This window comes from Serratia marcescens subsp. marcescens ATCC 13880 (assembly GCF_017299535.1).
In the GTDB taxonomy this organism is placed as follows: Bacteria; Pseudomonadota; Gammaproteobacteria; order Enterobacterales; family Enterobacteriaceae; genus Serratia; species Serratia marcescens.
In genome coordinates this window covers 2,610,246-2,633,623 of the sequence record NZ_CP071238.1, presented here as the reverse complement: position 1 = coordinate 2,633,623, position 23,378 = coordinate 2,610,246, and the positions used below count along the sequence as shown (strand labels likewise).

Annotated in this window: 19 protein-coding genes; 11 read left to right on the top strand and 8 right to left on the bottom strand. The window is 61.6% G+C overall.

The features are described 5' to 3' along the window. Positions 1–62: 62 nt before the first annotated feature. Both J0F90_RS12575 and J0F90_RS12570 read right to left on the bottom strand, forming a co-directional pair. A complete protein-coding gene (locus J0F90_RS12575; RefSeq protein ID WP_033640221.1) occupies positions 63–503 on the bottom strand; it encodes a GNAT family N-acetyltransferase in 441 nt (146 codons plus the stop codon). A 47-nt stretch (positions 504–550) separates the two neighbouring features. After that, positions 551–2,281, bottom strand: coding sequence for an ABC-F family ATP-binding cassette domain-containing protein (locus J0F90_RS12570; RefSeq protein ID WP_033640222.1), 1,731 nt, complete (start codon positions 2,279–2,281; stop codon positions 551–553). 448 nt (positions 2,282–2,729) lie between these two features. On the opposite strand from J0F90_RS12570, the gene J0F90_RS12565 reads away from it, so the two are divergent. After that, complete coding sequence (locus J0F90_RS12565) at positions 2,730–5,159, top strand: DUF3772 domain-containing protein (RefSeq protein ID WP_042706499.1); 2,430 nt, start codon at positions 2,730–2,732, stop codon at positions 5,157–5,159. A 48-nt stretch (positions 5,160–5,207) separates the two neighbouring features. Here J0F90_RS12565 and J0F90_RS12560 read toward each other — a convergent pair whose 3' ends face one another. Beyond that, positions 5,208–5,375: a hypothetical protein gene (locus J0F90_RS12560; protein ID WP_227944600.1), complete on the bottom strand. Its 168-nt coding sequence runs from the start codon at positions 5,373–5,375 to the stop codon at positions 5,208–5,210. Positions 5,376–5,504: 129 nt separating this feature from the next. On the opposite strand from J0F90_RS12560, the gene J0F90_RS12555 reads away from it, so the two are divergent. Next, positions 5,505–6,320 carry an alpha/beta fold hydrolase gene (locus J0F90_RS12555; protein ID WP_033640224.1) on the top strand — a complete coding sequence of 272 codons (816 nt, stop codon included), beginning with the start codon at positions 5,505–5,507 and terminating at the stop codon, positions 6,318–6,320. Between the two features lie 50 nt (positions 6,321–6,370). On the opposite strand, the gene J0F90_RS12550 is transcribed toward J0F90_RS12555, so the two are convergent. Continuing rightward, entirely contained in the window at positions 6,371–8,431 is a 2,061-nt protein-coding gene (locus tag J0F90_RS12550) for a TonB-dependent siderophore receptor (RefSeq protein WP_033640225.1), read from the bottom strand. Between the two features lie 465 nt (positions 8,432–8,896). On the opposite strand from J0F90_RS12550, the gene J0F90_RS12545 reads away from it, so the two are divergent. The 5 genes from J0F90_RS12545 to J0F90_RS12525 all read left to right on the top strand — a co-directional run bounded on the left by J0F90_RS12545 (position 8,897) and on the right by J0F90_RS12525 (position 13,442). Further along, a complete protein-coding gene (locus tag J0F90_RS12545) occupies positions 8,897–10,339 on the top strand; it encodes a GGDEF domain-containing protein (RefSeq protein WP_033640226.1) in 1,443 nt (480 codons plus the stop codon). 104 nt (positions 10,340–10,443) lie between these two features. Next, positions 10,444–10,794: a DUF1428 domain-containing protein gene (locus tag J0F90_RS12540; RefSeq protein ID WP_016927653.1), complete on the top strand. Its 351-nt coding sequence runs from the start codon at positions 10,444–10,446 to the stop codon at positions 10,792–10,794. 11 nt (positions 10,795–10,805) lie between these two features. Further along, a complete protein-coding gene (locus J0F90_RS12535; protein WP_015377932.1) occupies positions 10,806–11,279 on the top strand; it encodes a VOC family protein in 474 nt (157 codons plus the stop codon). 26 nt (positions 11,280–11,305) lie between these two features. Then, positions 11,306–11,995, top strand: coding sequence for a VIT1/CCC1 transporter family protein (locus tag J0F90_RS12530; protein ID WP_033640227.1), 690 nt, complete (start codon positions 11,306–11,308; stop codon positions 11,993–11,995). A gap of 109 nt (positions 11,996–12,104) precedes the next feature. Beyond that, entirely contained in the window at positions 12,105–13,442 is a 1,338-nt protein-coding gene (locus J0F90_RS12525; protein WP_033640228.1) for a D-serine ammonia-lyase, read from the top strand. Between the two features lie 48 nt (positions 13,443–13,490). Here the strand turns inward: J0F90_RS12525 and J0F90_RS12520 are convergent, their stop codons facing one another. From J0F90_RS12520 to tet(41), 4 genes are all read right to left on the bottom strand, one after another. Then, complete coding sequence (locus J0F90_RS12520) at positions 13,491–14,927, bottom strand: 6-phospho-beta-glucosidase (RefSeq protein WP_089184643.1); 1,437 nt, start codon at positions 14,925–14,927, stop codon at positions 13,491–13,493. Between the two features lie 128 nt (positions 14,928–15,055). Beyond that, positions 15,056–15,790 carry a MurR/RpiR family transcriptional regulator gene (locus J0F90_RS12515; RefSeq protein ID WP_016927659.1) on the bottom strand — a complete coding sequence of 245 codons (735 nt, stop codon included), beginning with the start codon at positions 15,788–15,790 and terminating at the stop codon, positions 15,056–15,058. 259 nt (positions 15,791–16,049) lie between these two features. Further along, a complete protein-coding gene (locus J0F90_RS12510) occupies positions 16,050–17,006 on the bottom strand; it encodes a sulfonate ABC transporter substrate-binding protein (protein ID WP_033640230.1) in 957 nt (318 codons plus the stop codon). Positions 17,007–17,202: 196 nt separating this feature from the next. Further along, a complete protein-coding gene (gene tet(41) / locus J0F90_RS12505; RefSeq protein ID WP_033640231.1) occupies positions 17,203–18,369 on the bottom strand; it encodes a tetracycline efflux MFS transporter Tet(41) in 1,167 nt (388 codons plus the stop codon). Between the two features lie 76 nt (positions 18,370–18,445). On the opposite strand from tet(41), the gene tetR reads away from it, so the two are divergent. The 4 genes from tetR (at position 18,446) to J0F90_RS12485 (ending at position 23,318) form a co-directional block, all read left to right on the top strand. After that, positions 18,446–19,087, top strand: coding sequence for a tetracycline resistance transcriptional repressor TetR (gene tetR, locus J0F90_RS12500; protein WP_033640232.1), 642 nt, complete (start codon positions 18,446–18,448; stop codon positions 19,085–19,087). Positions 19,088–19,262: 175 nt separating this feature from the next. After that, positions 19,263–19,736, top strand: a complete 474-nt coding sequence (locus tag J0F90_RS12495) for a (2Fe-2S)-binding protein (protein WP_033640233.1) — start codon at positions 19,263–19,265, stop codon at positions 19,734–19,736. Continuing rightward, complete coding sequence (locus J0F90_RS12490; protein ID WP_033640235.1) at positions 19,733–21,991, top strand: xanthine dehydrogenase family protein molybdopterin-binding subunit; 2,259 nt, start codon at positions 19,733–19,735, stop codon at positions 21,989–21,991. Before J0F90_RS12495 ends, J0F90_RS12490 begins: the two co-directional genes overlap by 4 nt. A gap of 28 nt (positions 21,992–22,019) precedes the next feature. After that, positions 22,020–23,318: a c-type cytochrome gene (locus J0F90_RS12485; protein ID WP_033640237.1), complete on the top strand. Its 1,299-nt coding sequence runs from the start codon at positions 22,020–22,022 to the stop codon at positions 23,316–23,318. The last annotated feature ends 60 nt before the right edge of the window (positions 23,319–23,378 follow it).

Genomic DNA, 23,378 nt, shown 5'->3' with positions numbered 1-23,378 from the left:
GGCTCGATAACAAAGAACGAATCGATTTACTCTGCCATAAAAGAATGAACGTAATGTGTCGTTCAGCGCGGCGGATAATAAAAACGTAGCAGTATCAGGGCGTCGTGGGCTGAAAGCGGTTCGGTCTTGGCCCCGGCCGGTATTACCGAGCGCCAAAACGCCAGCCCGCGCGGATTATCCTGGCTGACTGACAGCGACCAACCGCCGGGATGCCGCGCGAACAAGGCGCGGGCAGCCCGTTGCCCCATCCCGTTGCGTCGCCATTCGGGCTTGATGTAGAACTCCGCCATTTCGACGGTGGCGCTATCGAGACGCCTGACCAACGCGAACCCGGCCGTTTGCCGATCGCTCAACATCAAATAGGGGTAGCGGCCGGCCTCGCGCCAGTAGAGCGGCAAATAGGGGTAATCCCCATCGACGCCCAGCTCGTGAAGGCAATCGGACAGCATGGCCGCTAGCAGCGGCCGCTGCGCGAGCGAGGCTTGCTCAAGGGAAAATGCCATGTCGCACTCCGTCAAAAAACAGGCCGCCGGATGGCGGCCTGTCAAGGTTAGCCCAGATTCAACCGGGCGGTGATGTCGGCAATCTCGCGGCACCAGCGCGCCTGAAGCTCCGGTTTCTGGTGCTTCGGCTTGCGCGCCAGATCGGCCTCCAGTTTGCTTTCGAGGGCAAACAGGGCGGTCAACAGCGCTTCTTCGCCTTCCAATCGCTCGTCCGGCGTCGGAGTATCTGCATCGGCCTTGCCCGCCGTCGGCAGAGCCGGCGTTTCGCCCGCCAGGCGCTGATACACCGGCGCCAGATCGTGCCACTCCTCCAATTTTTGCTGGTCGATCAGCAAAAAGCGGTTGCAGCTCTGTTCGATCAGCATCCGATCGTGGGTGACCAGCATGACGGCGCCGGGGAACTGACGCAACGTTTCCGCCAGCTCCTCTTTGCCGGCCATATCCAGGTGGTTGGTGGGCTCGTCCAGCAGCAGCAACGAATGGTTGGCCAGCGTTAGGCCGACAAACAGCAGCCGCGAACGCTCGCCGCCGCTCAGCGAACGGATCTGCTGATGGTGGCGCAGGTAAGGGAACCCGGCGCCGATCAGCGCCATTTTCCGCTGTTCCTCGGTCAGCGGCGCGAACTGCGCCAGCGCTTCGCTCAACGTGTCTTCATCGCGCAGCTGCTGCAGGCTCTGATCGTAATAGCCGATGCGCACCCGCGGATGGAACAGCGCCGGGCGCTGCGTTTGTTGCTGATACTCGCGCCACAGCAGACGCAGCAGCGACGATTTGCCGCAGCCGTTGCGCCCAACGATGGCGATGCGATCGCCGCTTTTCACGCGCAGATGTTCGAGGTTGAACAGCACCGGCGCATCCGGCGCCGGGCGCACCGCCCAGTGCGGCAGCGCCAGCAGGCGATCGGCGTCCAGCGCTTCTCCCTGCAGCCGCAGCCGCCACGGGCTGCCGGCGGTCAGGGTGGTCTGTTCTTCCTTCAACCGATCGACGCGCTTTTCCATTTGCTTGGCCTTGCGCGCCAGATCTTCGTTGTCGTAGACCTTGCCCCAGACCGCCAGCCGTTTAGCGCTTTTTTCCACCCGGTCGATCTCTTTTTGCTCGGCGTGGCGCCGCTGTTCGTCCGCGGCGTCCTGTTCCGCCAGCGCGGTGCGCGCCGCAGAGCAGGGCAAACGGAAGAACTGCAGCGTTTTGTCGCGCAGGATCCAGGTGCAGTTGGTCACCTGATCGAGCAGATAGCGGTCGTGTGACACCAACACGAAACTGCCGTTCCAGCTTCGCAAGAACTGTTCCAGCCACAGCAGTGTGGGCAGGTCCAGGTGGTTGCTGGGTTCGTCGAGCAGCAGCAGGTCGGGCTGGCGGATCAGCGCACGCGCCAACAACAGCCGCGTATGCTGGCCGCCGCTGAGGGTGCCGGCGGTCAATATCCAGCTCTCTGATTCAAATCCCAGCTCCACCAGTAAGGCTTCGCAGCGCCAGCGCTCGCTGAGGTGTTGGCCCGCAGGCAACTGCGCCAGCACGGCATCCAGCAGGGAGCAGGCGTGCAGTTCAGGCGGCAGGTGCTGTTCGATGCGCGCCATCAGACAATGATGTGACAATGTCACTGTTCCGGTGTGCGCAGGCAGGGCGCCGCTGAGGATTTGCAGCAGGGTGCTTTTGCCGCAGCCGTTATCGCCGATCAAACCGATGCGGTCGCCTTTTTTCAGGCTGAAGGATATCTCGCTCAGCAGGACGCCGAACGCGTTGTCGTAACCGACAGATTGTGCAGACAGTAATGTGCTCATTGCTTACTCAAGAGTTACAGGCATGGCAATGCCTATCGTCAAACATCGCTGACGACAACCCGGTAAGCCGGAGGGAAGATCCTGGATTTTAGTAAGCTTCGCTCAAGCTGGGTTATCGCAGCACGATACCGGTAATGCTTGAGCGGCGACGATTACCAAAGAAGTGTGAGTGAAAAACCAATTCACACGTCAGCATAGTAAGTCTCCTTTTATTGGTTGCAGGTTAATCGGTGGCAGGAGTATAGAGCGCTTTACGCCGCGCCGCCAGTAAAAGCGCCTGAATAATCAGCAAGCTAAGGCGAGCGCGGGCGCGTGGCACACAATGGGAATAATTACGGTATTTCGGCCGACATTAAGCAGCTATTATAATTAGCGTTTATGGTTAAGCGACGGTTCATCCGCCGCCTGTTCGTCTGTCTATCAGATAATGATGCTGAGCACTGAATTTATGTTAAAGCCTCGCCCGTTCCTCCTGTTGTTATTATTGCTGTTGGGTTTGCAGCTGACGCCGTTCGGCGCCGTCGCCGCCACTCAGGATGATCCCGCCGCTGAAAGCGCGCCCGATCCCGCTACGCAGCTGAAAACCGCGCAAAAGCAGTTGGACAGCATGAAGCAGCTGGTTTCCAAAGCGACGACCGACACCCAGCTCAGCAAGCTGCGGTTGGCGACGGACGATCTGGTCGCCAGCATGGACAAACTCGCTACCGATCTGCAGCCGCTGCAGGAAAAACTGCAGGCGCAGCTGGACGTGCTGGGGCCGGCCCCGGCGGCGGGCGCGCTGCCGGAAACCCCGGCCGTCGCCCAGCAGCGCAATGCGCTGAACAACAGCAAGAAGCAGTTGGACGATGCGGTAAAACGCGCGCAGGCCATCAAGACCAGCGCCTTCGACCTGGGCCAGCAGATCAGCGATCTGCGCCGGGTGGCGTTCAAAACCCAGCTGGCGCTGAACACCGGCAGCATTTTGGGCGTCAAATTCTGGACGCCGGTGGTGCAGCCGTCAGCGGATGATGTGCAGCGGCTGGACCAGTTCAATGCCGAGATGAAAGCGGCCTGGGACGCCAGTTGGCAGGATGAATGGCGTTACGGCACGCTGGCGCTGCTGGCGCTGGCGGTGATCGTCTGGTCCTGGGGGCGCTATTTGTCCGAGCGTTTCCTTGCCTGGGTCAGCATTCGCTTCCTGCCGGACGGGCGCCTGCGTCGCAGCTTTATGGCGATCACCACCGTGGCGGTGACGGTATTCACTACCTCGATCGCGCTGAACCTGCTGTATTACGTCTTTATCCGCGTGCAGCCGCTGCCGGTGATGCTGGAAGACTTCGCCGAAGGCTTTAACCGTCTGGGGATTTTCTGCGCGCTGATCGCCGGGTTGGGGCGTGCGGCGCTGTCGCTGAATCGTCCGTCGTGGCGTCTGGCTTCGCTGGACAATGAAGTGGCCGCCGGGCTGCGTTACTTCTCGCCGCTGCTGGCCGGTCTGGCGCTGGCGTTCGGCACCGTGGAACTGATCAACAACGTCGTTAGCGCCTCATTGGCCACCACCATCTTCGGCAATGGCCTGGTGGCGGGGCTGATCGGCATGGTGCTGCTGGCGGCGCCGCTGCGCGGCCAGCGCATTCGTCGCCGTCTGGAGCAGCAGGGCGCGCACCTGGAAAAACGCACGCTGGTCGGCGGGCTGGTGCACATCGTCACCCTGGTCTGTTCGGTGGTGATCCTGCTTTCCCTGCTCATCGGCTACATCGCCTTCGCCCGTTTCCTGACCTACCAGCTGATCTGGGTGGTGCTGGTGCTGATGGCGTTCTACTTCATGGTGCTGTTCGCCACTGACCTGTGCGCCGCGCTGTTTTCGCCGCAGACCGTCAGCGGCAAGATGCTGAAGAAAACGCTCAGCTTCAAGGACCGCCACCTGGAACAGATGTCGATCATCACCACCGCGCTGGCCAAATGTTCGCTGTTGCTGTTGATGATTGTCGCGTTGTTCAACGGTTCGTTCGGCAGCACCACGCCGGGCTCGCTGATGGAGAAAATCGTCTCCATCCTGACCGGCGAAGGGTTGCAGCGTTTCAACATCGTGCCCGGCAACCTGCTCAACGCCGTGATCTGCCTGGCGATCGGCATCTACATTCTGCGCGCGGTGCGGCGCTGGCTAGGCTCTGAGCTGTTGCCGAAAACCATTTCGGACGTCGGCATCCGCGCCTCGCTGGTGACGCTGTTCAGCAATATCGGCTATGTGCTGGTGATTCTGATCACCCTGGCGGCGCTGGGCATCCAGTGGAGCAACCTGGCGTGGATCGTCAGCGCTCTGTCGGTCGGCATCGGTTTCGGTTTACAGGAGATCGTGAAGAACTTTATTTCCGGCCTGATCCTGCTGACCGAGCGCCCGGTGAAGGTCGGGGATATGATCGGCATCGGCGGCGTGGAAGGCGACGTGCGGCGCATCAACGTGCGCGCCACCGAAATCCAGCTCAGCGACCGTTCCACCATGATCGTACCGAACTCGCAGCTGATCTCGCAGAACGTGCGCAACGCCACCATGGGCAACGCGCAAGGGGTAGTGACCATCGCGTTGACGTTCCCGACCTCCATCGATCCGGAGCAGGTGCGCAATATCTTGCTCAGCGCCTATAACGAGTACGAAACCATTCTGGATACGCCGGCGCCTTACGTGCGCTTTAGCCAACTGGGGCCAGACGGCATTATCCTGAGCGTGACCGGCTACGTGCCGAGCCCGCGCATGGTCGGCGCCACCAAGAGCGAACTGCTGTTCAATATCCTCAAGCTGCTGCGCGCGCAGGAAGTGAGCCTGTCCAGCCCGCAAGAAGTGGTGTTTATGAAACAGCAGGCGACGCGGTATCAGGCCAACGAAGAGGAACACTCCTCCTAGCACCGGTCTGAGGCGGCGGGCCGTTAAGCGACGGCCCGCCGAACGTGGCTAGTACATCGACGGCTCCACCGATTGCGAGCAGTCGCTGTTGGCGCTGGATTTGGTGCAGGTGTAAGGTTCATTCGGCGATGCCGAAGGCGCATTCGATGGGCCGCCGCCGCCGCCGATACAACCGCTCAGCATCAACGTCAAAAACACGAGAATTATCTTCTTCATCTCACCGTCCTCCATTGCGATTCCTCCTTTAAGTATATGCAGGGAAAGCGAACGGCACCGTTCGCCGCTGCGATCTATACTCCCTTGATGCCGTGTCGATGCTCAACCTCGGCGAATGAGGGGAGAAAGATGCAAACCGACGACGATTTGACCCGCTTTGCCGCGCAGGGCGCGCCGCCGTTGCCGCCCGGTTCCTGGCAGGGTTTTGTCGAACACGACGGCGCACACATCTGGTATGCGGTCTATGGCGCTGACCCGACGGTGATCCTGCTGCATGGCGGCCTGGGCCACAGCGGCAACTGGGGGTATCAACTGCCGGCGCTGCTGGCCGCCGGGTATGGCGTGCTGGTCATCGACAGCCGCGGGCACGGGCGCAGCACGCGCGACGCCCGGCCATACCGTTACGATCGCATGGCCGATGATCTGTTGGCGGTAATGGACGCGTTGCGGATCCCGCACGCCGCGCTGGCGGGCTGGAGCGATGGCGCCTGTGTTGCGCTTATCGCCGCCCACCGGGCGCCGCAGCGGGTGGACGGCGTTTTTTTCTTCGGCTGTAATATGGACGCCAGCGGCGTTAAACCGCCCGCGTCCAACCCCATCGTTGAGCGCTGTTTTGCGCGCCATGCGCAGGACTATGCCGCCTTGTCGCCGACGCCGGACGATTTCGAGGCGTTCGTCGCCGCCGTGAGCCTGATGATGAGCAGCCAGCCGGACTACCGCGCACAGGATTTGGCGGCCATTCGCGTGCCGGTGACGGTTGTTCACAGCGAACACGATGAGTTTATCCGCGCCGAACATGCCGCCTACCTGAGCAACAGCATCCCCGGCGCCCGTCTGGTGACGCTGCCGGGTGTCAGCCACTTCGCGCCGCTGCAGCGGCCGGCATTGTTCAACCGCGCGCTGTTGGATTTTCTCGCCGGTGTGATATGTCGCAAGGCGTTTTGAGGGCTGGCGCAAAGAAAACGGGCGCCAAACGGCGCCCAAGGCGTGACAGGTTAGAAATCGACCGTCGCCTGCAGGCTCAGGCTGCGCGGTTCACCCTCAATCACGCGTAAGTTACCGGCGCTGGAGGCATAGTATTCGCGGTTGAACAGGTTTTTCACATTCAGTTTCAGCTGAGTATGTTTCCCCAGCAGCTTGCTGTCCCAGGCGACAAAGGCATCCGCCACGGTATAGGCCGGCATGGTGAAACTGTTCTCCGGATCGCCGGCGCGGCGGCCGACGTAGCGCGCGCCGCCGCCAATGCGCACCTCGCCGGGCACCACCGGCAATGTCATGCGGTGGCTGAGGTACAGGCCGCCCATGTTGGTTGGGGCGTTGACCAGCCGATTGCCGACGTTGTCCGGGTTGAGGTTGTCTTCGACAATTTCGGTTTTGTCGTAGCTGTAGTTGGCGGTGAGATCCCAGTTGCGCGCCACTTCGCCGTTCAACTCCAGTTCGACACCGGTGGAACGCGCTTTGGGGATGCTGCGGGTCACGCCGTTGATAAAGATCGACATGTTGCTTTCATCGATGCGATAGAGCGCCAGCGTGGCGTCAAACGCCGGGGTGATCTGCCATTTTCCGCCCACCTCATAGGTGGTGCCGGTTTCCGGCGTGGCGACGTCGCCATTGTCGTCGATAGCGGTGGACGGCGTGAACGAACGGCTGTAATTGCCGTACAGCGACAGACTCGGCGTCAGCTTATACACCAACCCCGCCTGCGGCAAAAACTGGTCATCTTTGTCATTGAGCGTATTTTTCGGTTTCTGGAAACCGTTGCTGTTGTTCTGATAATACGACTGATAGCGCGCGCCCAGCACCGCGATCCATTGATCGGTGAGATGAATGCTGTCCTTGGCGTACAGGGAACGGCTGAACAGCGTGGCGCGCAGGTTGCTTGACGCGTCACTGTAAGTGGTGCTGTCGGTGACCGGCGTTTCGCCATACACAGGATCGTACATGTTGAAGGTCTTCGAGACCTTGCCGCGATAGGAATAGGCTTTGTAGGTCTGATTCTTCTCGTAGTCCACGCCCAGCAGCAGGTCGTGCTGCATGCCGAACAGCTGCGGCGAGCCGGTCAGATCCCAGGAGTAATAGTGGGTTTGATGATTGAAACCGCGGTTGGCGTCGGCGCGGCGCGAGACGATGCCGGTCGTGGTGTCGACCGCGGTGGCGCGCACTTCGTTGCTGTCGTAACGGCGTTGCAGCCAGGCGTAGTTGAAGCGGGTCGTCCAGATCGGATCCAGCGCGTACTCATAATGGGCGTTCAGACGTTTGTTCTTGCCCCAGGCGTGGTTAGCGTAGTCATCCAAGCGGCGGTTATAGGGCACATCGACCGGCTTGCCGTCGATAAATGCGGTGCCGCGATCGTAAGGAATGTCGTACTTGTATTCGCTGTAGGCGATGTTAAAGGAAGCCTGGTCGCCGAACCAACTGAGCGAGGGGGCGATCAGCGTGTGTTCGTCGCTGCCGAAATTGCGCCAGTAATCTGCGTGCTGGCGTTCGGCGATCAGGCGAAAGGCGAAGCCGCCGCCCAGCGGGCCGGTCACATCGACGCTGCCGCTGCCACCGCCAACACTGTTGGTGGCGCCGCTGATGCGGGTGTTCCAGTCATACTGCGGTTTTTTGCTGATCAGGTTGATGACGCCGCCGGGGCTGAGGATGCCATACAGCAGCGAAGCGGAACCTTTCAGGACCTCAACGCGATCGGTGGTGGCGTCCATGCTCAGCCCCTGGTTGCTGCGCACGCCGTCGATGAAGACCGAGCCGTCGGAGTTAACCCCGAACCCGCGTTTGACGAAGCCATCCTCCGTGCCGCCGAGCGTGTTGCCCTGGGTGACGCCGCTGACGAACTTCATCGCGTCATTGACGCTTTTGACCTGGAAGTCGTCAATGACCTGAGAGGTGACGACGCTGACCGATTGCGGCACCTCGGCGATCGGCGCGGCGGTCTTGCCGGCGGTCGAAGCGGTATCGGCGCTATAGCTGCCGATAGGTTGGGCCGTGGCGGTTACCGTAATGGATTCCTCCGTTTTCGCGCCGGTCGCGGCGGCGATCGCCAGCACGGGGAACAAACCGGCAAACAGGGGCAGCGCGTGAAGAACGTGATTTTTATTTCTTTGAGTGGGGGGGCGAAGAACTGACTGGTGCATATAATTCCGTGAAAAATAATAAATAGTAACGATTATCATTATAATTATCATTTATGCATTTTGAATAGTGGGCAATGCCTGTATCCCTTCACTGCACGATTTAATTTTGTCTTTACAGTAAAAGACGGCGATTTTGCCGGTAAAAAATCGGCTGGGTGGCAATAACGATCGTAGTGACGGGAGAGTCACGACAGTTTGTTCGCCAGATAGGTGATTACTGTCAATATATTGATACACAAATATATTTTTCCTAGATGAATAAACAGATGTCCGGGCCGGCAAAACTGGCAATAATAGGCGAGTCGGCCGCTTATCTTCTCCTCATCGTCGACGGTTGTGACACGAACAGATTGTCACCTTACGCTAGCGGAAGTCTCTGGATCCAAGATGCAAACCACCTCGTTGTCCGATACCCGGAAAATTTGGCCCGCGCTCATCATTTTTTTGCTGGTGTTCACTCTGTGTCTGTTGGGCATCGTGAGTCGTCCCGGCAGTTTTTTGGCAATATTCTGGCCGGTGAACGCCGTACTGCTGGCCGTTTTGGTGCGGCGGCCACAGTGGGCTACGCGGGCCGGCTGGGGCATGGCGGTGCTGGGCTATCTGGCGGCGGACCTGCTGACCGGCAGTTCGCTGCAAAAGGCGCTGCTGCTGAACGCCGCCAATCTGACCGGCGTCGTGGTGGGGTATCTGTTGTTCATGCGGCTGTCGCCGCCGGCGCGCACGTTGCAGCGTGGCGCCTCCAGCATGTACCTGTTCGGCATCTGCCTGGCGGCCGCCGCCGCGACCGGCGCGGTGGGCGCCGCAACTTCGCAGTGGCTGTTCGGCAGACCGTATCTGACCTCGCTGGCGCTGTGGTTCTCGTCCGAATTCACCAACTACGTCACGCTGATGCCGTTTATTCTGGCGTTTCCCGCCGATTGGCGACGCCGCCTTGCGGCGGCCGGCGCCCTGTTCACCCAGCGCAGCCAATGGCCGCGCGCGGGACGAAAACTCACGGTATTGGCGCTGCTGTTGCTGGCGGCGGTGTGCAGCGTGCTGATCGGCGGCCCCGGGGCGGTGATCTTTCCCATGCCGGTGCTGCTGTGGCTGGCGATGTCCTTCTCATTGTTCTGCACCATGATTGCGGTGCTGATTTATGTGCTGTGGTGCCATCTGGCGATCGATTTCGGGTTGCTTAGCGCGACGCTCGACATGAAAGTGTTGCAAAACGCGGTATCGATGCGTTTGGGCATCGCGCTGTTGGCGCTGGGGCCCATCGCCGTGGCCAGCATGAACTATGCGCGTAATGCGCTGCTGCGCACGCTGGAGCACGTGGCGAATCACGATGCGTTAACGCACGTGCTGACGCGCAATGCGTTTATGCAGCGCGGCGAACGGTTGATAGACCAAAAGGGCGAGCTGGTGTGCGTCATGATGCTCGATATCGACTATTTCAAATCGATTAATGACCGTTTTGGCCATGCCGGCGGCGATCAGGCGCTGATGGCCTTTACCCGCGCGATCGCCGCCGATCTGAGCGTCGGTGACCTGTTCGGCCGCATGGGAGGCGAAGAGTTCGCTATCGTTTCGACGCTCGGCCAGCCACAGCAGGGGTTGCAGCTGGCCGAACGGCTGCGGCAACGCATTGAGGCGGAATCGATCACCATGCCGGCGGGTCATCCGCTGCAGATCACCGTCAGCATTGGCATGGTGACCTGCCCGGGCGGTTCCGGCCACAGCCTGGCCGACCTGCTCAAACTGGCGGATCTGGCGGTATACAAAGCGAAAAACGCCGGCCGTAACCGGGTCGCCACGCCGGAATCTTACCCTCCGAACGATCCTGACCGCTGAACTTCCGATCCGGGTTGCGCGCCCGCCGTCTAAACTGGTAGGGGGCGCAGGCAACGTCGCCCGCGCTGAACCGACTGTCCTTAATCAGACAAGAGGATGCCAGGATGAAATACGTAGACGGTTTTGTGGTGGCGGTGCCGGCCGCCAACAAGGAGGCCTATCACCGGTTGGCGGCCGCAGCGGCGCCGCTGTTCAAAGAGTTTGGCGCCACGCGCATCGTGGAGTGTTGGGGTGATGACGTGCCCGACGGCAAGCTCACCGACTTTCGCGGCGCGGTGAAGGCCCAGGACGACGAAGTGGTGGTGTTCAGTTGGATAGAGTACCCCTCCAAGGCGGTGCGCGACGCCGCCAACGAGAAAATGATGAACGATCCGCGCATGAAGGCGCTGGGCGAGATGCCGTTTGACGGCAAACGCATGATCTTTGGCGGGTTCGCGCCGATCCTCGATGCGTAAAGGAGGCGCAAATGGCCAGAATTACGCAACATCTGTGGTTTGAAAAGGACATGGAAGCGGCGCTGAATTGCTATGTCGCGCTGATCCCCGGTTCGTCCGTGAACTGGTTTTCCGACCTGCCGGCGGATACGCCGAGCGGCCCGGCCGGCAGCGTGAAGCTGGCTTCCTTCACGCTGGGCGACCAGCGCTACGCGGCGATCGAAGCCGGGCCGCTGGATCCGTTTAACCACAGCTTCTCCGTGATGGTGGAATGTGACGATCAGGCGGAAGTCGACCGGCTATGGGATGCCTTGAGCGAGGGCGGCGAGGCGGAGCAGTGCGGCTGGCTGCGCGATCGCTGGGGGCTGTGCTGGCAGATCGTGCCGCGGCGCCTGACGGAGTTGATGAACGATCCGGACGCCGCTCGTGTGCGGCGGGTCACGGAAGCGATGCTGCTGATGGGCAAAATCGACATCGCCGGGTTGGAAGCGGCGGCGCGGGGCTAGCGGAAAGAGAACGAGGGAGAGAAAGGATGCATCGAGAACGGCACAGTATCGAACGCATCGGCTGGCTGCGGGCGGCGGTGCTCGGCGCCAACGACGGCATCGTTTCAACGGCCAGCCTGCTGCTGGGCGTCGCGGCGGCCAGCGCCTCGCATTCCGCGCTGATGATCGCCGGCGTCGCCGGGTGGGTGGCCGGCGCAATGTCGATGGCCACCGGCGAGTATGTGTCGGTCTCGTCGCAAGCGGATACCGAAAAGGCCGCGCTGGCGGAAGAGCAGGCGGAGCTGCTTGAAGACTACCCGGGGGAGTTTCGCGAACTGACGTCAATCTACGTGCATCGCGGTCTGGATCCGGCGCTGGCCCGGCAGGTGGCGGAAAAGCTGATGGCGCATGATGCGCTGGAGGCGCACGCGCGCGACGAGCTGGGCATTTCCTCCGCCACCCGCGCCCGGCCGCTGCAGGCCGCGTTGGCATCGGCTTTGAGTTTCTCCCTCGGCGCGCTGCTGCCGCTGCTGGTGGCGCTGTGGGCACCGGTCGCCTGGACGCGGCCGGCGCTGGTGGCCTCGGCGCTGATTTCCCTCGGCGTTCTCGGCGGCATCGCCGCGAAAACCGGCGGGGCGCCGATCTTGCCGGGCGTGGCGCGCATTCTCATCTGGAGCGCACTGGCGATGGCAGTTTCTTCCGGCGTCGGCCTGCTGTTTGGCGTGACGGCCGGCTAACGCCGCGTTTGCATCAATCTATTGCACCTCAAGCTCAGAATTTATCATTTGTCAGCCGTCGGCGTTCGCGGCAAGGTGACGGCAACGCCAACATCAGTCAGGGACACTTATGCAGAAATCACAGATCCTATCGTGGGTCGCCCAGCATCCGCTGTTGCAACGCATGGTCGCGCTAGAGCCGATCACCTGGTTCAATCCACGCGCGACAACGTTGGCCGCAGGGCTGCCCCACGTCGGGCTGACCGCTGCCGACGTCGCCGACGCGGAGCAGCGCCTGGCGCGATTCGCGCCTTATCTCGCCGCGGCCTTCCCGGAAACCCAACCCACAAAGGGGATCATCGAATCCGAGCTGGTGGCGATCCCCGCCATGCAGCAGGCGTTGGATCGGCGCTATGGGCAGTCGTTGGGCGGGCGCCTGCTGTTGAAAAAGGACAGCCATCTGCCGATTTCCGGCTCAATCAAGGCGCGCGGCGGCATCTATGAGGTGCTGACGCATGCGGAGAAACTGGCGCTGGAGGCGGGGCTGCTACAGATCGGCGACGACTACGCCCGACTGTTTTCCGACGCGTTTCGTCAGTTCTTCAGCCAGTACCGCATCGCCGTCGGCTCGACCGGCAATCTGGGATTATCGATCGGCATCATCAGCGCCCGGCTGGGGTTTGACGTCAGCGTGCACATGTCGGCGGATGCGCGAGAGTGGAAAAAACAGAAGCTGCGCGACAATGGCGTGACGGTGGTGGAATACGCCGACGATTACGGCGTGGCGGTCGAACAAGGGCGCCAACGGGCGGCGAACGATCCGAATTGCTTCTTTATCGACGATGAAAATTCACAAACCCTGTTCCTCGGCTACGCGGTGGCGGGCGGCCGTCTGAAGCGGCAGTTTGCCGAACAGGGCATTGTGGTGGACGCGCAGCATCCGCTGTTCGTGTATCTGCCGTGCGGCGTCGGCGGTGGGCCGGGCGGTGTGGCCTTTGGCCTCAAGCTGGCGTTCGGCGATCACGTTCACTGCATTTTCGCCGAACCGACCCATTCCCCCTGCATGCTGCTCGGCGTCTACAGCGGGTTGCATGACGGCATTGCGGTGCAAGATCTCGGCATCGACAACCGCACGGCGGCGGACGGGTTGGCGGTGGGGCGCGCCTCCGGCTTTGTCGGCCGGGCGATGGAGCGCCTACTGAGCGCGTTTTACACGCTGAGCGATGAAGAGATGTTTGCGCTGCTCGGGTTGTTGGACCGGCACGAGCATCTCCAACTGGAGCCATCCGCGTTGGCGGGCATGGCCGGGCCGTGGCGCGTTGCAGCCCATGCCAGGGCGCTCAGCGAGCAAGGCATCAGCGCCGAGAGTCTGGCGCAGGCGACGCATCTGGTGTGGGCGACCGGCGGCGGCATGGTGCCGGCGGCGGAAATGGCGAAGTATCTCGCCGCCGGGCAGGCGGCGGAGTAAGGCGCAGTAAAAAGGGGCGAAAATCGCCCCTGATTGTCTGTCGTGCGGTTACAGCTGTTCGCCGTTGCTGGCGATCACCCGGCGATACCAGTCGAAGCTTTTCTTGCGCGAACGTTCGAGCGTGCCGGTGCCGTCGTCGTGTTTGTCGACGTAAATGAACCCGTAGCGTTTGCTGTACTCACCGGTGGTGAACGACACGCAGTCGATGCAGCCCCACGGCGTGTAGCCGATCAGATCTACGCCGTCTTCAATCACCGCTTTCTTCATCTCTTCGATATGGGCGCGCAGATAGTCGATGCGATAGTCATCGTTGATCTGGCCGTCCGCTTCCACCTTATCGAAGGCGCCGAAGCCGTTCTCCACGATAAACAGCGGCTTCTGGTAGCGTTCATACAACACGTTCAGCGAATAGCGCAGCCCGACCGGATCGATCTGCCAGCCCCAGTCGGAGGCCTTGACGTACGGGTTCGGCACATTGCCCGGGAAGCCGAACATGCCGTCGCTGCCTTCCACCGCGTTGGCCTGCAGCGCGTTGCTCATGTAGTAGCTGAAGCCGATGTAGTCGGTGCAGCCCTCGCGCAGGATCTGCGCGTCCTGCGGCTGCATCTCGATCTTCAGCCCTTTGCGTTCCCAATCGCGCAGCAGGTAGCTGGGATAGTAGCCGCGCATTTGCACGTCGGTGTACAGATAGCGCTGGTGCATCGCTTCCACGGCGTACATCACGTCGTCCGGCTTGCAGGAGTAAGGGTAAAACGGCACGCAGGCCAGCATGCAGCCGATCTTGAATTCCGGGTTGATCTGATGACCGAGTTTGACCACCTGCGCGCTGGCGACGAACTGGTGGTGCAACACCTGGTACAGCGCCTGCTCAGGGTTGTCTTCCTGGGTGTAGTCCACGCCGGAACAGCAGTAGCCGAACAGCGGGTAGCGGTAGTTGCTCTGGTTGTTGATTTCGTTGAAGGTCATCCAGTACTTCACCTTCTCGCGGTAGCGGCGCATCACCACTTCGCTAAAGCGCACGAAGAACTCCACCACCCGTCGATTTTTCCAGCCGCCGTAGGCTTTCACCAAATGGTAAGGCATTTCGAAGTGCGACAGGGTGATCACCGGCTGGATGCCGTATTTCAGCAACTCGTCGAACAGATCGTCGTAAAACTGCAGGCCGGCCTCGTTTGGCGTTGCTTCGTCGCCGTTCGGGAAGATGCGCGTCCAGGCGATCGAAGTGCGGAAGCATTTGAAACCCATCTCGGCGAACAGCGCCACGTCCTGCTTGTAGCGGCCGTAGAAATCCACCGCTTCATGGTTGGGGTAACGGTAGCCGTCGAGCACGCCGTCGGTCATCACGCGATCGACGCCGTGCGAACCGCCGGACAGCACGTCGGCGATGCTTGGCCCTTTGCCGCCCCGATCCCAACCGCCTTCAACCTGGTGCGCGGCGACCGCGCCTCCCCACAGAAAATCTTTCGGCAACTGTTTCATCGTCAATGTCTCATCTTATTTAATGAAGGATAATAACGTTTGCATTGCCAATAGAGTAACAAGACCGAAAGAAATGTCACGATATAACAAATCGCCGTACAAAGTGATTTGTCACAATAAAAAAACAGCCTGTTTTATTTTTCCGAATTAATATGCCCAAGCCGTTTGCCGATGGTTTCAATAATGTAAAGCACGGGGATCTGCGTGGTGATATTGTGATGCCCGCCGATCAAATGCTGCGGCACGTGGTAGGAGAGATTAAAGTCCGCCAGCCGCGCCAGCGAAGAGGTTTCGTTGTTGGTGATGCTGATGATCTTGCAGTGGTGCAGGCTGAACTGGCTCGCCAGTCGCAGGATCTCTTCGGTCTCGCCGGAGACCGACAACATGATCGCCACCGCGTTTTTATACATATCGCTGTTGACGGGATAATAAGGATCGTCGATATGGGTGCTGAATTTCCCGACGTTGGAAAAGAAACGCGCGCCATATTTCCCCAAGGCGCCAGAGGTGCTGATGCCGACGAAAATAATCCGCTCGGCGGCGGCGATATGGTGCGCCGCTTCATCGAGTAACTGATTAAATTCGTCGTTGCTGACGCTTTTAAAAAAACTGAGAATTTCGCCGATGCCGGAATCGACCGGCGGCGCATCGGTTTGCTCCAGATACAGTTTGAAACGGATGCGAAATTCTGAATAACCGTCACAACCCATTTTTTTGCAAAATCGCAGCACGGTGGTGGTGGACACGCCGGCGGCCTCGGCCAGCTCGCGGATGGTCATGTACATCACTTGATTTTTGTGTTTGCTGACGTAGTTATAAACCATCAGCTCCAGGGCGTTGAGCTCGGCGATTGCTTTATGGGTAAACATGAGTCGATCCGGCGGCTGAAAACGGGACATTTATCTGCGGGGTACCATAGCAAAATTCGCCGCTGCCGGCACTGCCGAACAAAAAGAAAAGCCGCACCAGTCAGGGGCGGCCCAGGGTTCACGACGAACAAATTAAAGCAAAAACGTTCCGGAAGACATGCCATGAAAACGCGTTTCATCACACAGGGTTAGCATAGGCCAACTGATGCCGGCGGCAAAATGCCGGTTTCTGCTTTCTAAAGCCAACGCGCGGCAAAAGCTATGGCGCCTCGGGTTTATCTTCTGACCACCGGGCGGCGTTGACATCCACCTTAACCGGCAGCAGCCCGATGGCGGTGAATTTATCCGCCAACTGTTGTTGCTGCCTGAACACCTCCGGCGACATGCGCTGGCTGCCGAACGGCATGCGAGCGATGGCTCTGGCCCAAATGGCCTGATCCAGGCCTGTGCTCTGAGCGAGGATCGCCGCCGCTTCCTGTGGATGCCCGTTGGCCCAGTCGCTCAGCGCGCTGAGCTGTTGAATCACCTGTTTGGCGCTGTCCGGGTACGTTTCGGCAAAGCGGCGGCTGGCGAGATAGAAGGTGTAGTGCGGCACCAGGCCTTCCGCGTCTTTCAGCAGGCGGGCGTTGGCACGGGTTTCCACCTCGGCGTAGTAGGGATCCCAAATCACCCAGGCGTCGACGCTGCCGCGCTGGAAGGCGGCGCGGGCATCGCTCGGCGGCAGATAGACCGGCGTGATGTCCTTGTAGCTCAAGCCGGCCTGTTCCAGCGCGCTCACCAGCAGGTAATTGACGTCAGATCCTTTGTTCAACGCCACGCGTTTGCCTTTCAAATCGGCCACGGAGCGGATCGGCGAATCCTGCGGCACCACGATGGCTTCGGTTTTCGGGCTGGGCGGCGAATGCGCCAAATAAACCAGATCGGCCTTGGCGGCTTGCGCGAAGGCCGGCGGGGCGTCGCCGGTCGCCGCCAGATCGATGCTGCCGACGTTCAATCCTTCCAGCATCTGCGGGCCGGCGGGGAATTCTATCCAGCGAACCTTGACGCCCTGCGGCTCAAGGGCTTTTTCCAGCGTGCCGCGGTATTTCAGCAGCGCAAAAATGTTGGCTTTCTGGTAACCGATGGTGATTTGCTGCGGTTTCTCTTGCGCGCCGGCCGGCAGGCTAAACAGGCCGAGCAGCAGGGCGGCGATCAGCGGCGTTGTGAGTTTTCTCATCCTGATTTTCCGATAGGCAAGTGAACGATAGCGATGACGCGCTGGGCGTAACGCCATGAAACGGCATTTAAATTTTCCTGCGGCGGGATAAGGGCGATGATAATGAGCGGCGCAGTGGCGTGTAAAGCGCCCGCTTATGCTGAATAATGCCTTGTTTAGCCATAAATGAGCTTAAGCGGGAGAGGGGGGCATGACGCTATGCCGCGTCACGCTCGCGCGAACGCCCCAGCAACAGCGGCACCAGCAGATACAGGGCGGCGGCCAACGCCCAGACCAGGCCGGGCCAGACATCGCGCGTGGCGGCATACAGCGCCGTCGCCACCAGCGGCCCCGCGACGCCGATCAGGCTGCCCATGCTGGCCAGCGTCCCTTGCAGCTCGCCCTGATGGTCATCGTCCACCTTGTGCGCCATCAACGCCTGCAGCGCCGGCAGCGCCATGCCGCCCGCGGCGAAGAACGGCAGCAGCGCAAAGGGCGCCCAGCCGCGCGTGGCGATCGATAACAGCACCAGACCCAGCGCGTCGGCCGCCAGGCCGATCAGCAGCGCCTTGCGTTCGCCGAGCCGTGCGACCAGCGGGCCGATGGCGAAGGCCTGCGACAGCGCGTGGCAGGTGCCGTAACCGGCCAGCGACAGGCCCGCCACCATCATGCTCCAGCCGAAACGATCCTGACCGTATAAAATCCATAGCGTGGCCGGCGCCTGTGAAACCAGCGCCATGATCAGGTAAATGCCGGCCAGCGGCAGCAGGCCCGGTTTGCCGTGCAGCCGTCGCAATGACGAAAAGGGATTGAGGCGGATTTTCTCGGCGGCGCGGGCACGGGGTTTGCGCGATTCCGGCAGCAGGAAAAACGCCATGATCAGGTTGAGGGCATTCATCGCCGCCGCCGCCAGGAAGGGCGCATGCAGATGCCATTCGCCCAGCGAGCCACCGAGCAGCGGGCCGACGATAAAGCCGACGCCGAACACCGCGCCCACCAGGCCAAAACGCCGCGCGCGCTGGCCGGCAGGAGTAATATCGGTAACGTAAGCGGTGGCGACCGCCATGTTGGCGCCGGTGATGCCCGCCAGCAATCGGCCCAGATAGAGCCAGGCCAGCGTCGGCGCGAACGCCATCAGCAGGTAGTCGGCCGCCGCGCCGGCGAGTGAAATCAACAGCACCGGCCGCCGGCCGAAGCGATCGCTCAACGCGCCGAGGATCGGTGAAAACAGGAATTGCATCAACGCATAGGCCGCCAGCAGGGCGCCGTAGTGCAGGCTGCCGGCCTCAAGACCGCCCAGCGAGCGCAACAGCGCCGGCAGGATCGGCATGATCAGACCGATGCCCACCGCATCCAGCAACACCGTCAACAAAATAACCCACATAGGTTTTTTCAAAATTGCGACTCTAACAGTGATAGAGTATTGAGTATTCCACAGTTACCCTATCAGTGATAGAGAGATGAGCGAAAAAAATACTGCGATGCGTTTAACGCGTGAAACCGTCCTGCGCGGGGCGCTGGCGCTGCTGAATGAGATCGGCATCGATGCGCTGAGCACCCGCCGCCTGGCGCAACACCTCGGCGTGCAATCACCCACGCTCTATTGGCATTTCAAGAACAAAGCCGAGCTGTTGAAAGCGATGGCGGAAACCATCATGTTGGATCACCGTGAAGAGCTGCCCGCCGATATGCCCTGGCAGGATTGGGTTGTCACCAATGCCGGCAACTTTCGTCGGGCTCTGCTGGCTTACCGCGACGGCGCGCGTCTGCACGCCGGCACCCGGCCGCAGGAGTCGCAATTCGCCATTATCGAGGCCAAGGTGGCGCTGCTGTGCCGGGCGGGCTTGACGCCTGAACGCGCGGTGAATGTGCTGTTCGCCGTCGGGCGCTTCGTCGTAGGCTGGGTGCTGGAAGAGCAGCAAATGCAGCCGGACGATACGCTGAATGACGCCGATCGCCAGCGTTACCCGCTGCTGTGCGAAGGCTGGGACACTTTGCAGGATAAGGGCGCAGACGCGCTGTTCGAAGCCAGCGTGCGGCTGTTGGTCGATGGCGCCGAGGCCGGACTGGCAATCGACAATAATCACGGGCGGCAATCATAAAATCGCGCTTATCTATCGGAAATTTATAGAAAATACCCACTTTTCGTTAAAGCCATGGCGGCTACATTCCCTTAACATCATCAAGTCTTTTGATGATAATTATTAGCATGCTGCTCAATTATTCGCCGCAGTGATGTTACGGATTAAATCCGTTTGTTTAAGGGATAGTTTCACCATGGAAATCAATGTTAATGGCCGGGTGGTTCCACTCGGCGATATCTCGCCCGAGACCCCGCTGTTGTACGTTTTACGCAACGATCTGCACTTGAATGGCCCCAAATACGGCTGCGGCCTGGGGGAGTGCGGCGCCTGCACGGTGCTTATCGACGGCGTCGCCGCTCGCTCCTGCTCAATGCCGCTGGCCGCGGTAGGAAGCAAGTCCGTCACCACGCTGGAAGGCCTGGGAACAGCGGAAACGCCGCACCCGGTGCAGCAAGGGTTTATCGATGAGCAGGCGGCGCAGTGCGGTTACTGCGCCAACGGCATGATCATGACGCTGGTCGCGTTGTTCGAACGCGAGCCGGATGCAGATGAACAGACAATCAAGAAAGAGCTGGCCTACAACCTGTGCCGCTGCGGCACCCACCTTGAGATCTTGCGCGCCGCCGAGCGCGCCCGCGATCTGCTGGCTGCGCGGAGGCAAGCATGAGCCGCCTCGAACTGACCCGCCGACAATTGTTGCAAGCCGGCGGTGTGGTAATGGTCAGCAGTCTGCTGCCCGCGCCGTTTAACGCCTTCGCCGCCGAGGCGGTTGTAGCGCCTGCCGATCTGCCACTGGACAGGGTAGACAGCTTTATCAGCCTCACCGCCGACGGCCGGGTGACGGCCTTCAATGGCCACGTCGATCTCGGCACCGGCATTCGCACCGCGCTGGCGCAGATCGTCGCCGACGAAATTTGCGTGCCGTTCGAGCACGTCACGATGATCCTGGGCGATACGCAACGCACGCCGGATCAGGGGCCGACCATCGCCAGCGCCACCATCCAGGTCACGTCGGTGCCGCTGCGCCAGGCGGCGGCGCAGGTGCGACATATGCTGACGGCGCTGGCGGCCAAAGCCTTCGAGCTGCCGGCCGACCAGCTGACGGCGGCGGCGGGACAGGTGTTTGTGACCAAGCACCCGGGGCGTTCCTTGAGCTATGCGCAGCTGGCGAGCGGGCAGAATCTGCACGTGGCGCTGGATAAAAACGTGCCGCTGAACGGTGAACAGCAGAATCGCTACGTCGGCCGCGCCGTTGCCCGAGTCGACATTCCGGCCAAAGTGAGCGGTGGGCTGACCTACGTGCACGATCTGCGTTTGCCCGGCATGCTGCATGGCCGGGTGGTGCGGCCGCCTTACGTAGGCGCCGACAGCAGCGCCCCGCTGGGCGGCGGCCTGTTGTCGGTGGATGAACGTTCGATCGCGCACCTGCCGGGCATCGTGAAACTGGTGGTGATCAACGATTTCATCGGCATCGTGGCCGAGCGCGAAGAGCAGGCGATCGCCGCCATGCGTCGGCTGAAAACCGAGTGGAAACCCTGGGCCGGCTTGCCGGATCTGTCGCCGGAAGCGCTGCCCGCTGCGCTGGAGGCCAACCCGAAAACCGATCGCGTGCTGCGCGACGATGCGGGCACGGATGCCGCGCTGGCTGCGCTGCATACTGAAGTGCGGGCGGATTATGTCTGGCCCTACCATCAGCACGCCTCGATCGGCCCTTCCTGCGCGGTGGCGGAGGTTAAAGACGGGCGGGCGCAGGTGTGGTCCGGCACGCAAAACCCGCACGATCTGCGCAAAGACATCGCCACGCTGCTCGAGTTGCCGTCTGAGCAGGTGCACATCACCCGCATGGAAGCCTCCGGCTGCTATGGCCGCAACTGCGCCGACGACGTCTCGGCGGACGCGGCGCTGTTGGCGCGGGCGACCGGCCGCCCGGTGCGGGTGCAGTTGATGCGCGAACAGGAGTCCGGCTGGGAGCCGAAGGGCACCGGTCAGCTGATCCGGGTGCGCGGCGGCCTCGACGCGCAAAATCGGGTGGCGGCCTACGAGCTGAAAACCAGCTATCCCTCCAACAATGCGGTGACCTTGCCGCTGGTGTTGACCGGCAAGGTGGCCAACCGGGCCGACGTGCAACAGATGGGCGATCGCACCGCCATTCCGCAATACGCGTATCCGCACATGCGGGTGATCTGTCAGGACGCCGCGCCGATCGTGCGGGCGTCGTGGATGCGCGGCGTTTCGGCGCTGCCCAACGTGTTCGCCCATGAATCCTGGATCGACGAGCTGGCCTGGCGCGCCGGCGAGGACCCGATCGCGTTTCGCCTGCGTTACCTGAACGATCCGCGCGCGGTGGCCTTGATTGAGGCCCTGAAGCGCCAGGCTAACTGGCAAGACGGCCCGGCGCACCGCTCGCGCGCCGCCGGGGCCGAAGTGGTGAGCGGCCGCGGTTTCGCCTATGCGCGCTATTTCCACAGCAAATTCCCCGGCTTCGGCGCCGCCTGGGCGGCCTGGGTGTGCGATCTCAGCGTCAATCGCCTTTCTGGGCAGATCACGCTCAATAAAATCTTCGTGGCGCATGATTGCGGCCGGATGATCAATCCGGCCGGGGTGCGCCATCAGGTGCACGGCAACATTATCCAATCCGCCAGCAGGGTGCTGAAAGAGTTTGTGACCTTCAACGCGTCGGGCGTGACGTCATTGGACTGGGGCGGCTATCCGATCCTGCGCTTTGACGAATTGCCGCAGATCGATATCCAACTGATCGACCGCCCGGACGAAGCGCCGATGGGCGCAGGAGAGTCCGCCTCGGTGCCGAGTGCGGCGGCGATCGGCAACGCGCTGTTTGACGCCCTCGGCGTGCGCCTGCGCGAGGTGCCGTTCACACCGGCGCGGGTGCTCGCTGCGCTGCGCGCTCAGGCCGGCCATTAGCCCCCCGTAACGAACAAGGACAGCAAAGATGAGTAAGATGAAAAAAATCGTCGGGTGGGGCGGCGTTACGGTGATCGCCGTTGTGATCGCCGGCGTGGTCGCCAGTTGGCAGCCGGAAATCGCGCCGCTCGCCGCCGATGCGACCCACAGTTTCAGCGAGGCGCAGATCGCGCGCGGCAAAACGTTAGCCGATCTCGGCGACTGCGCCGTGTGCCACACCCGTGCGGGCGGCGAGCGCAACACCGGCGGGCTGGCGATGGAAATCCCCTTCGGCACCATTTACACCACCAACATCACGCCGGATGTGGAAACCGGCATCGGCAGCTGGAGCTACGCGGCGTTCGAGCGCGCCATGCGCCACGGCGTCGATCGCCAGGGCCGCTATCTCTATCCGGCGTTTCCCTATACCGCCTTTACCCGCACCCGCGACGACGATCTGCAGGCGCTGTACGCCTACCTGATGTCACAGCCGCCGGTCAAGTACCGGCCACCGGCCACCGATTTGCACTTTCCGTTCAATATTCGCCAGGGCATCTTTGCCTGGAACCTGCTGTTCCTGACGCCGGGCGCGATGCAGGACGAGGCGGCCCAGAGCGCCGACTGGAACCGCGGCGCGTACCTGGTCGAAGGGCTGGGGCACTGCAGCGCCTGCCATTCGCCGCGCAACGTGCTGTTCGGCGAAAAAACCGGTGGCGATCATTTGGCCGGCGGCGTGGCGGAGGGATGGACGGCGCCGGCGTTGACCGGCCACTCGCCCGCGCCGCTCGATTGGACGCAGCAGGATCTGGTCGAGTTTATGCGCACCGGCTACTCGGCCAACCACGGCGTCGCCGCCGGCCCGATGGCGCCGGTGATCGAAGAAGGGCTGTCGCGCTTGCCGCAGGCCGATCTGCAGGCGATCGCCGTCTATCTGCGCAGCTATCATCCTGAAACGGTGGCGGGCGCTACGGCGGCAACGTTAAACGCTCAGGCGGAACGGCAGGTGGAGCCTCTGAGTTCGGAAGGGGCGCGGTTGTTTTCCGGCGCCTGCATGGCGTGCCATGCGCAGGAAAAAGGCGCGCAGATGGCGGGAGTGCGGCCGTCACTGGCGCTGAACACCAACCTGTTCGCCGAGGCGCCGGACAACGCCATTCGCGTGGTGCTCGATGGCATACAGCGGCCGGCGAACGCCGAGCTGGGCTATATGCCGGGCTTCCGCCATAACCTGGATGACGCGCAGATCGCCATCCTGCTCAACTACCTGCGGCAGCACTATGCCGGTCAGGCGCCGTGGCCGGACTTGGCGGCGCAGGTCGGCCGCTTGCGCGCCGAAACCGCGCAGAAATAGCCGCCGGGGGCTGGACAGCCGCGCCGCGTTGACGACAATAGAACTTTTAACATGGACAGA

Excerpts from the sequence above, each read along its gene's own strand:
- J0F90_RS12560 (WP_227944600.1), bottom strand. The coding sequence starts at position 5,375 with ATGAAGAAGATAATTCTCGTGTTTTTGACGTTGATGCTGAGCGGTTGT.
- J0F90_RS12555 (WP_033640224.1), top strand. The coding sequence starts at position 5,505 with ATGCAAACCGACGACGATTTGACCCGCTTTGCCGCGCAGGGCGCGCCG.
- J0F90_RS12535 (WP_015377932.1), top strand. The coding sequence starts at position 10,806 with ATGGCCAGAATTACGCAACATCTGTGGTTTGAAAAGGACATGGAAGCG.
- J0F90_RS12540 (WP_016927653.1), top strand. The coding sequence starts at position 10,444 with ATGAAATACGTAGACGGTTTTGTGGTGGCGGTGCCGGCCGCCAACAAG.
- J0F90_RS12545 (WP_033640226.1), top strand. The coding sequence starts at position 8,897 with ATGCAAACCACCTCGTTGTCCGATACCCGGAAAATTTGGCCCGCGCTC.
- J0F90_RS12490 (WP_033640235.1), top strand. The coding sequence starts at position 19,733 with ATGAGCCGCCTCGAACTGACCCGCCGACAATTGTTGCAAGCCGGCGGT.
- J0F90_RS12515 (WP_016927659.1), bottom strand. The coding sequence starts at position 15,790 with ATGTTTACCCATAAAGCAATCGCCGAGCTCAACGCCCTGGAGCTGATG.
- J0F90_RS12495 (WP_033640233.1), top strand. The coding sequence starts at position 19,263 with ATGGAAATCAATGTTAATGGCCGGGTGGTTCCACTCGGCGATATCTCG.
- J0F90_RS12570 (WP_033640222.1), bottom strand. The coding sequence starts at position 2,281 with ATGAGCACATTACTGTCTGCACAATCTGTCGGTTACGACAACGCGTTC.
- tetR (WP_033640232.1), top strand. The coding sequence starts at position 18,446 with ATGAGCGAAAAAAATACTGCGATGCGTTTAACGCGTGAAACCGTCCTG.
- J0F90_RS12525 (WP_033640228.1), top strand. The coding sequence starts at position 12,105 with ATGCAGAAATCACAGATCCTATCGTGGGTCGCCCAGCATCCGCTGTTG.
- J0F90_RS12565 (WP_042706499.1), top strand. The coding sequence starts at position 2,730 with ATGTTAAAGCCTCGCCCGTTCCTCCTGTTGTTATTATTGCTGTTGGGT.
- J0F90_RS12530 (WP_033640227.1), top strand. The coding sequence starts at position 11,306 with ATGCATCGAGAACGGCACAGTATCGAACGCATCGGCTGGCTGCGGGCG.
- J0F90_RS12510 (WP_033640230.1), bottom strand. The coding sequence starts at position 17,006 with ATGAGAAAACTCACAACGCCGCTGATCGCCGCCCTGCTGCTCGGCCTG.
- J0F90_RS12485 (WP_033640237.1), top strand. The coding sequence starts at position 22,020 with ATGAGTAAGATGAAAAAAATCGTCGGGTGGGGCGGCGTTACGGTGATC.
- J0F90_RS12575 (WP_033640221.1), bottom strand. The coding sequence starts at position 503 with ATGGCATTTTCCCTTGAGCAAGCCTCGCTCGCGCAGCGGCCGCTGCTA.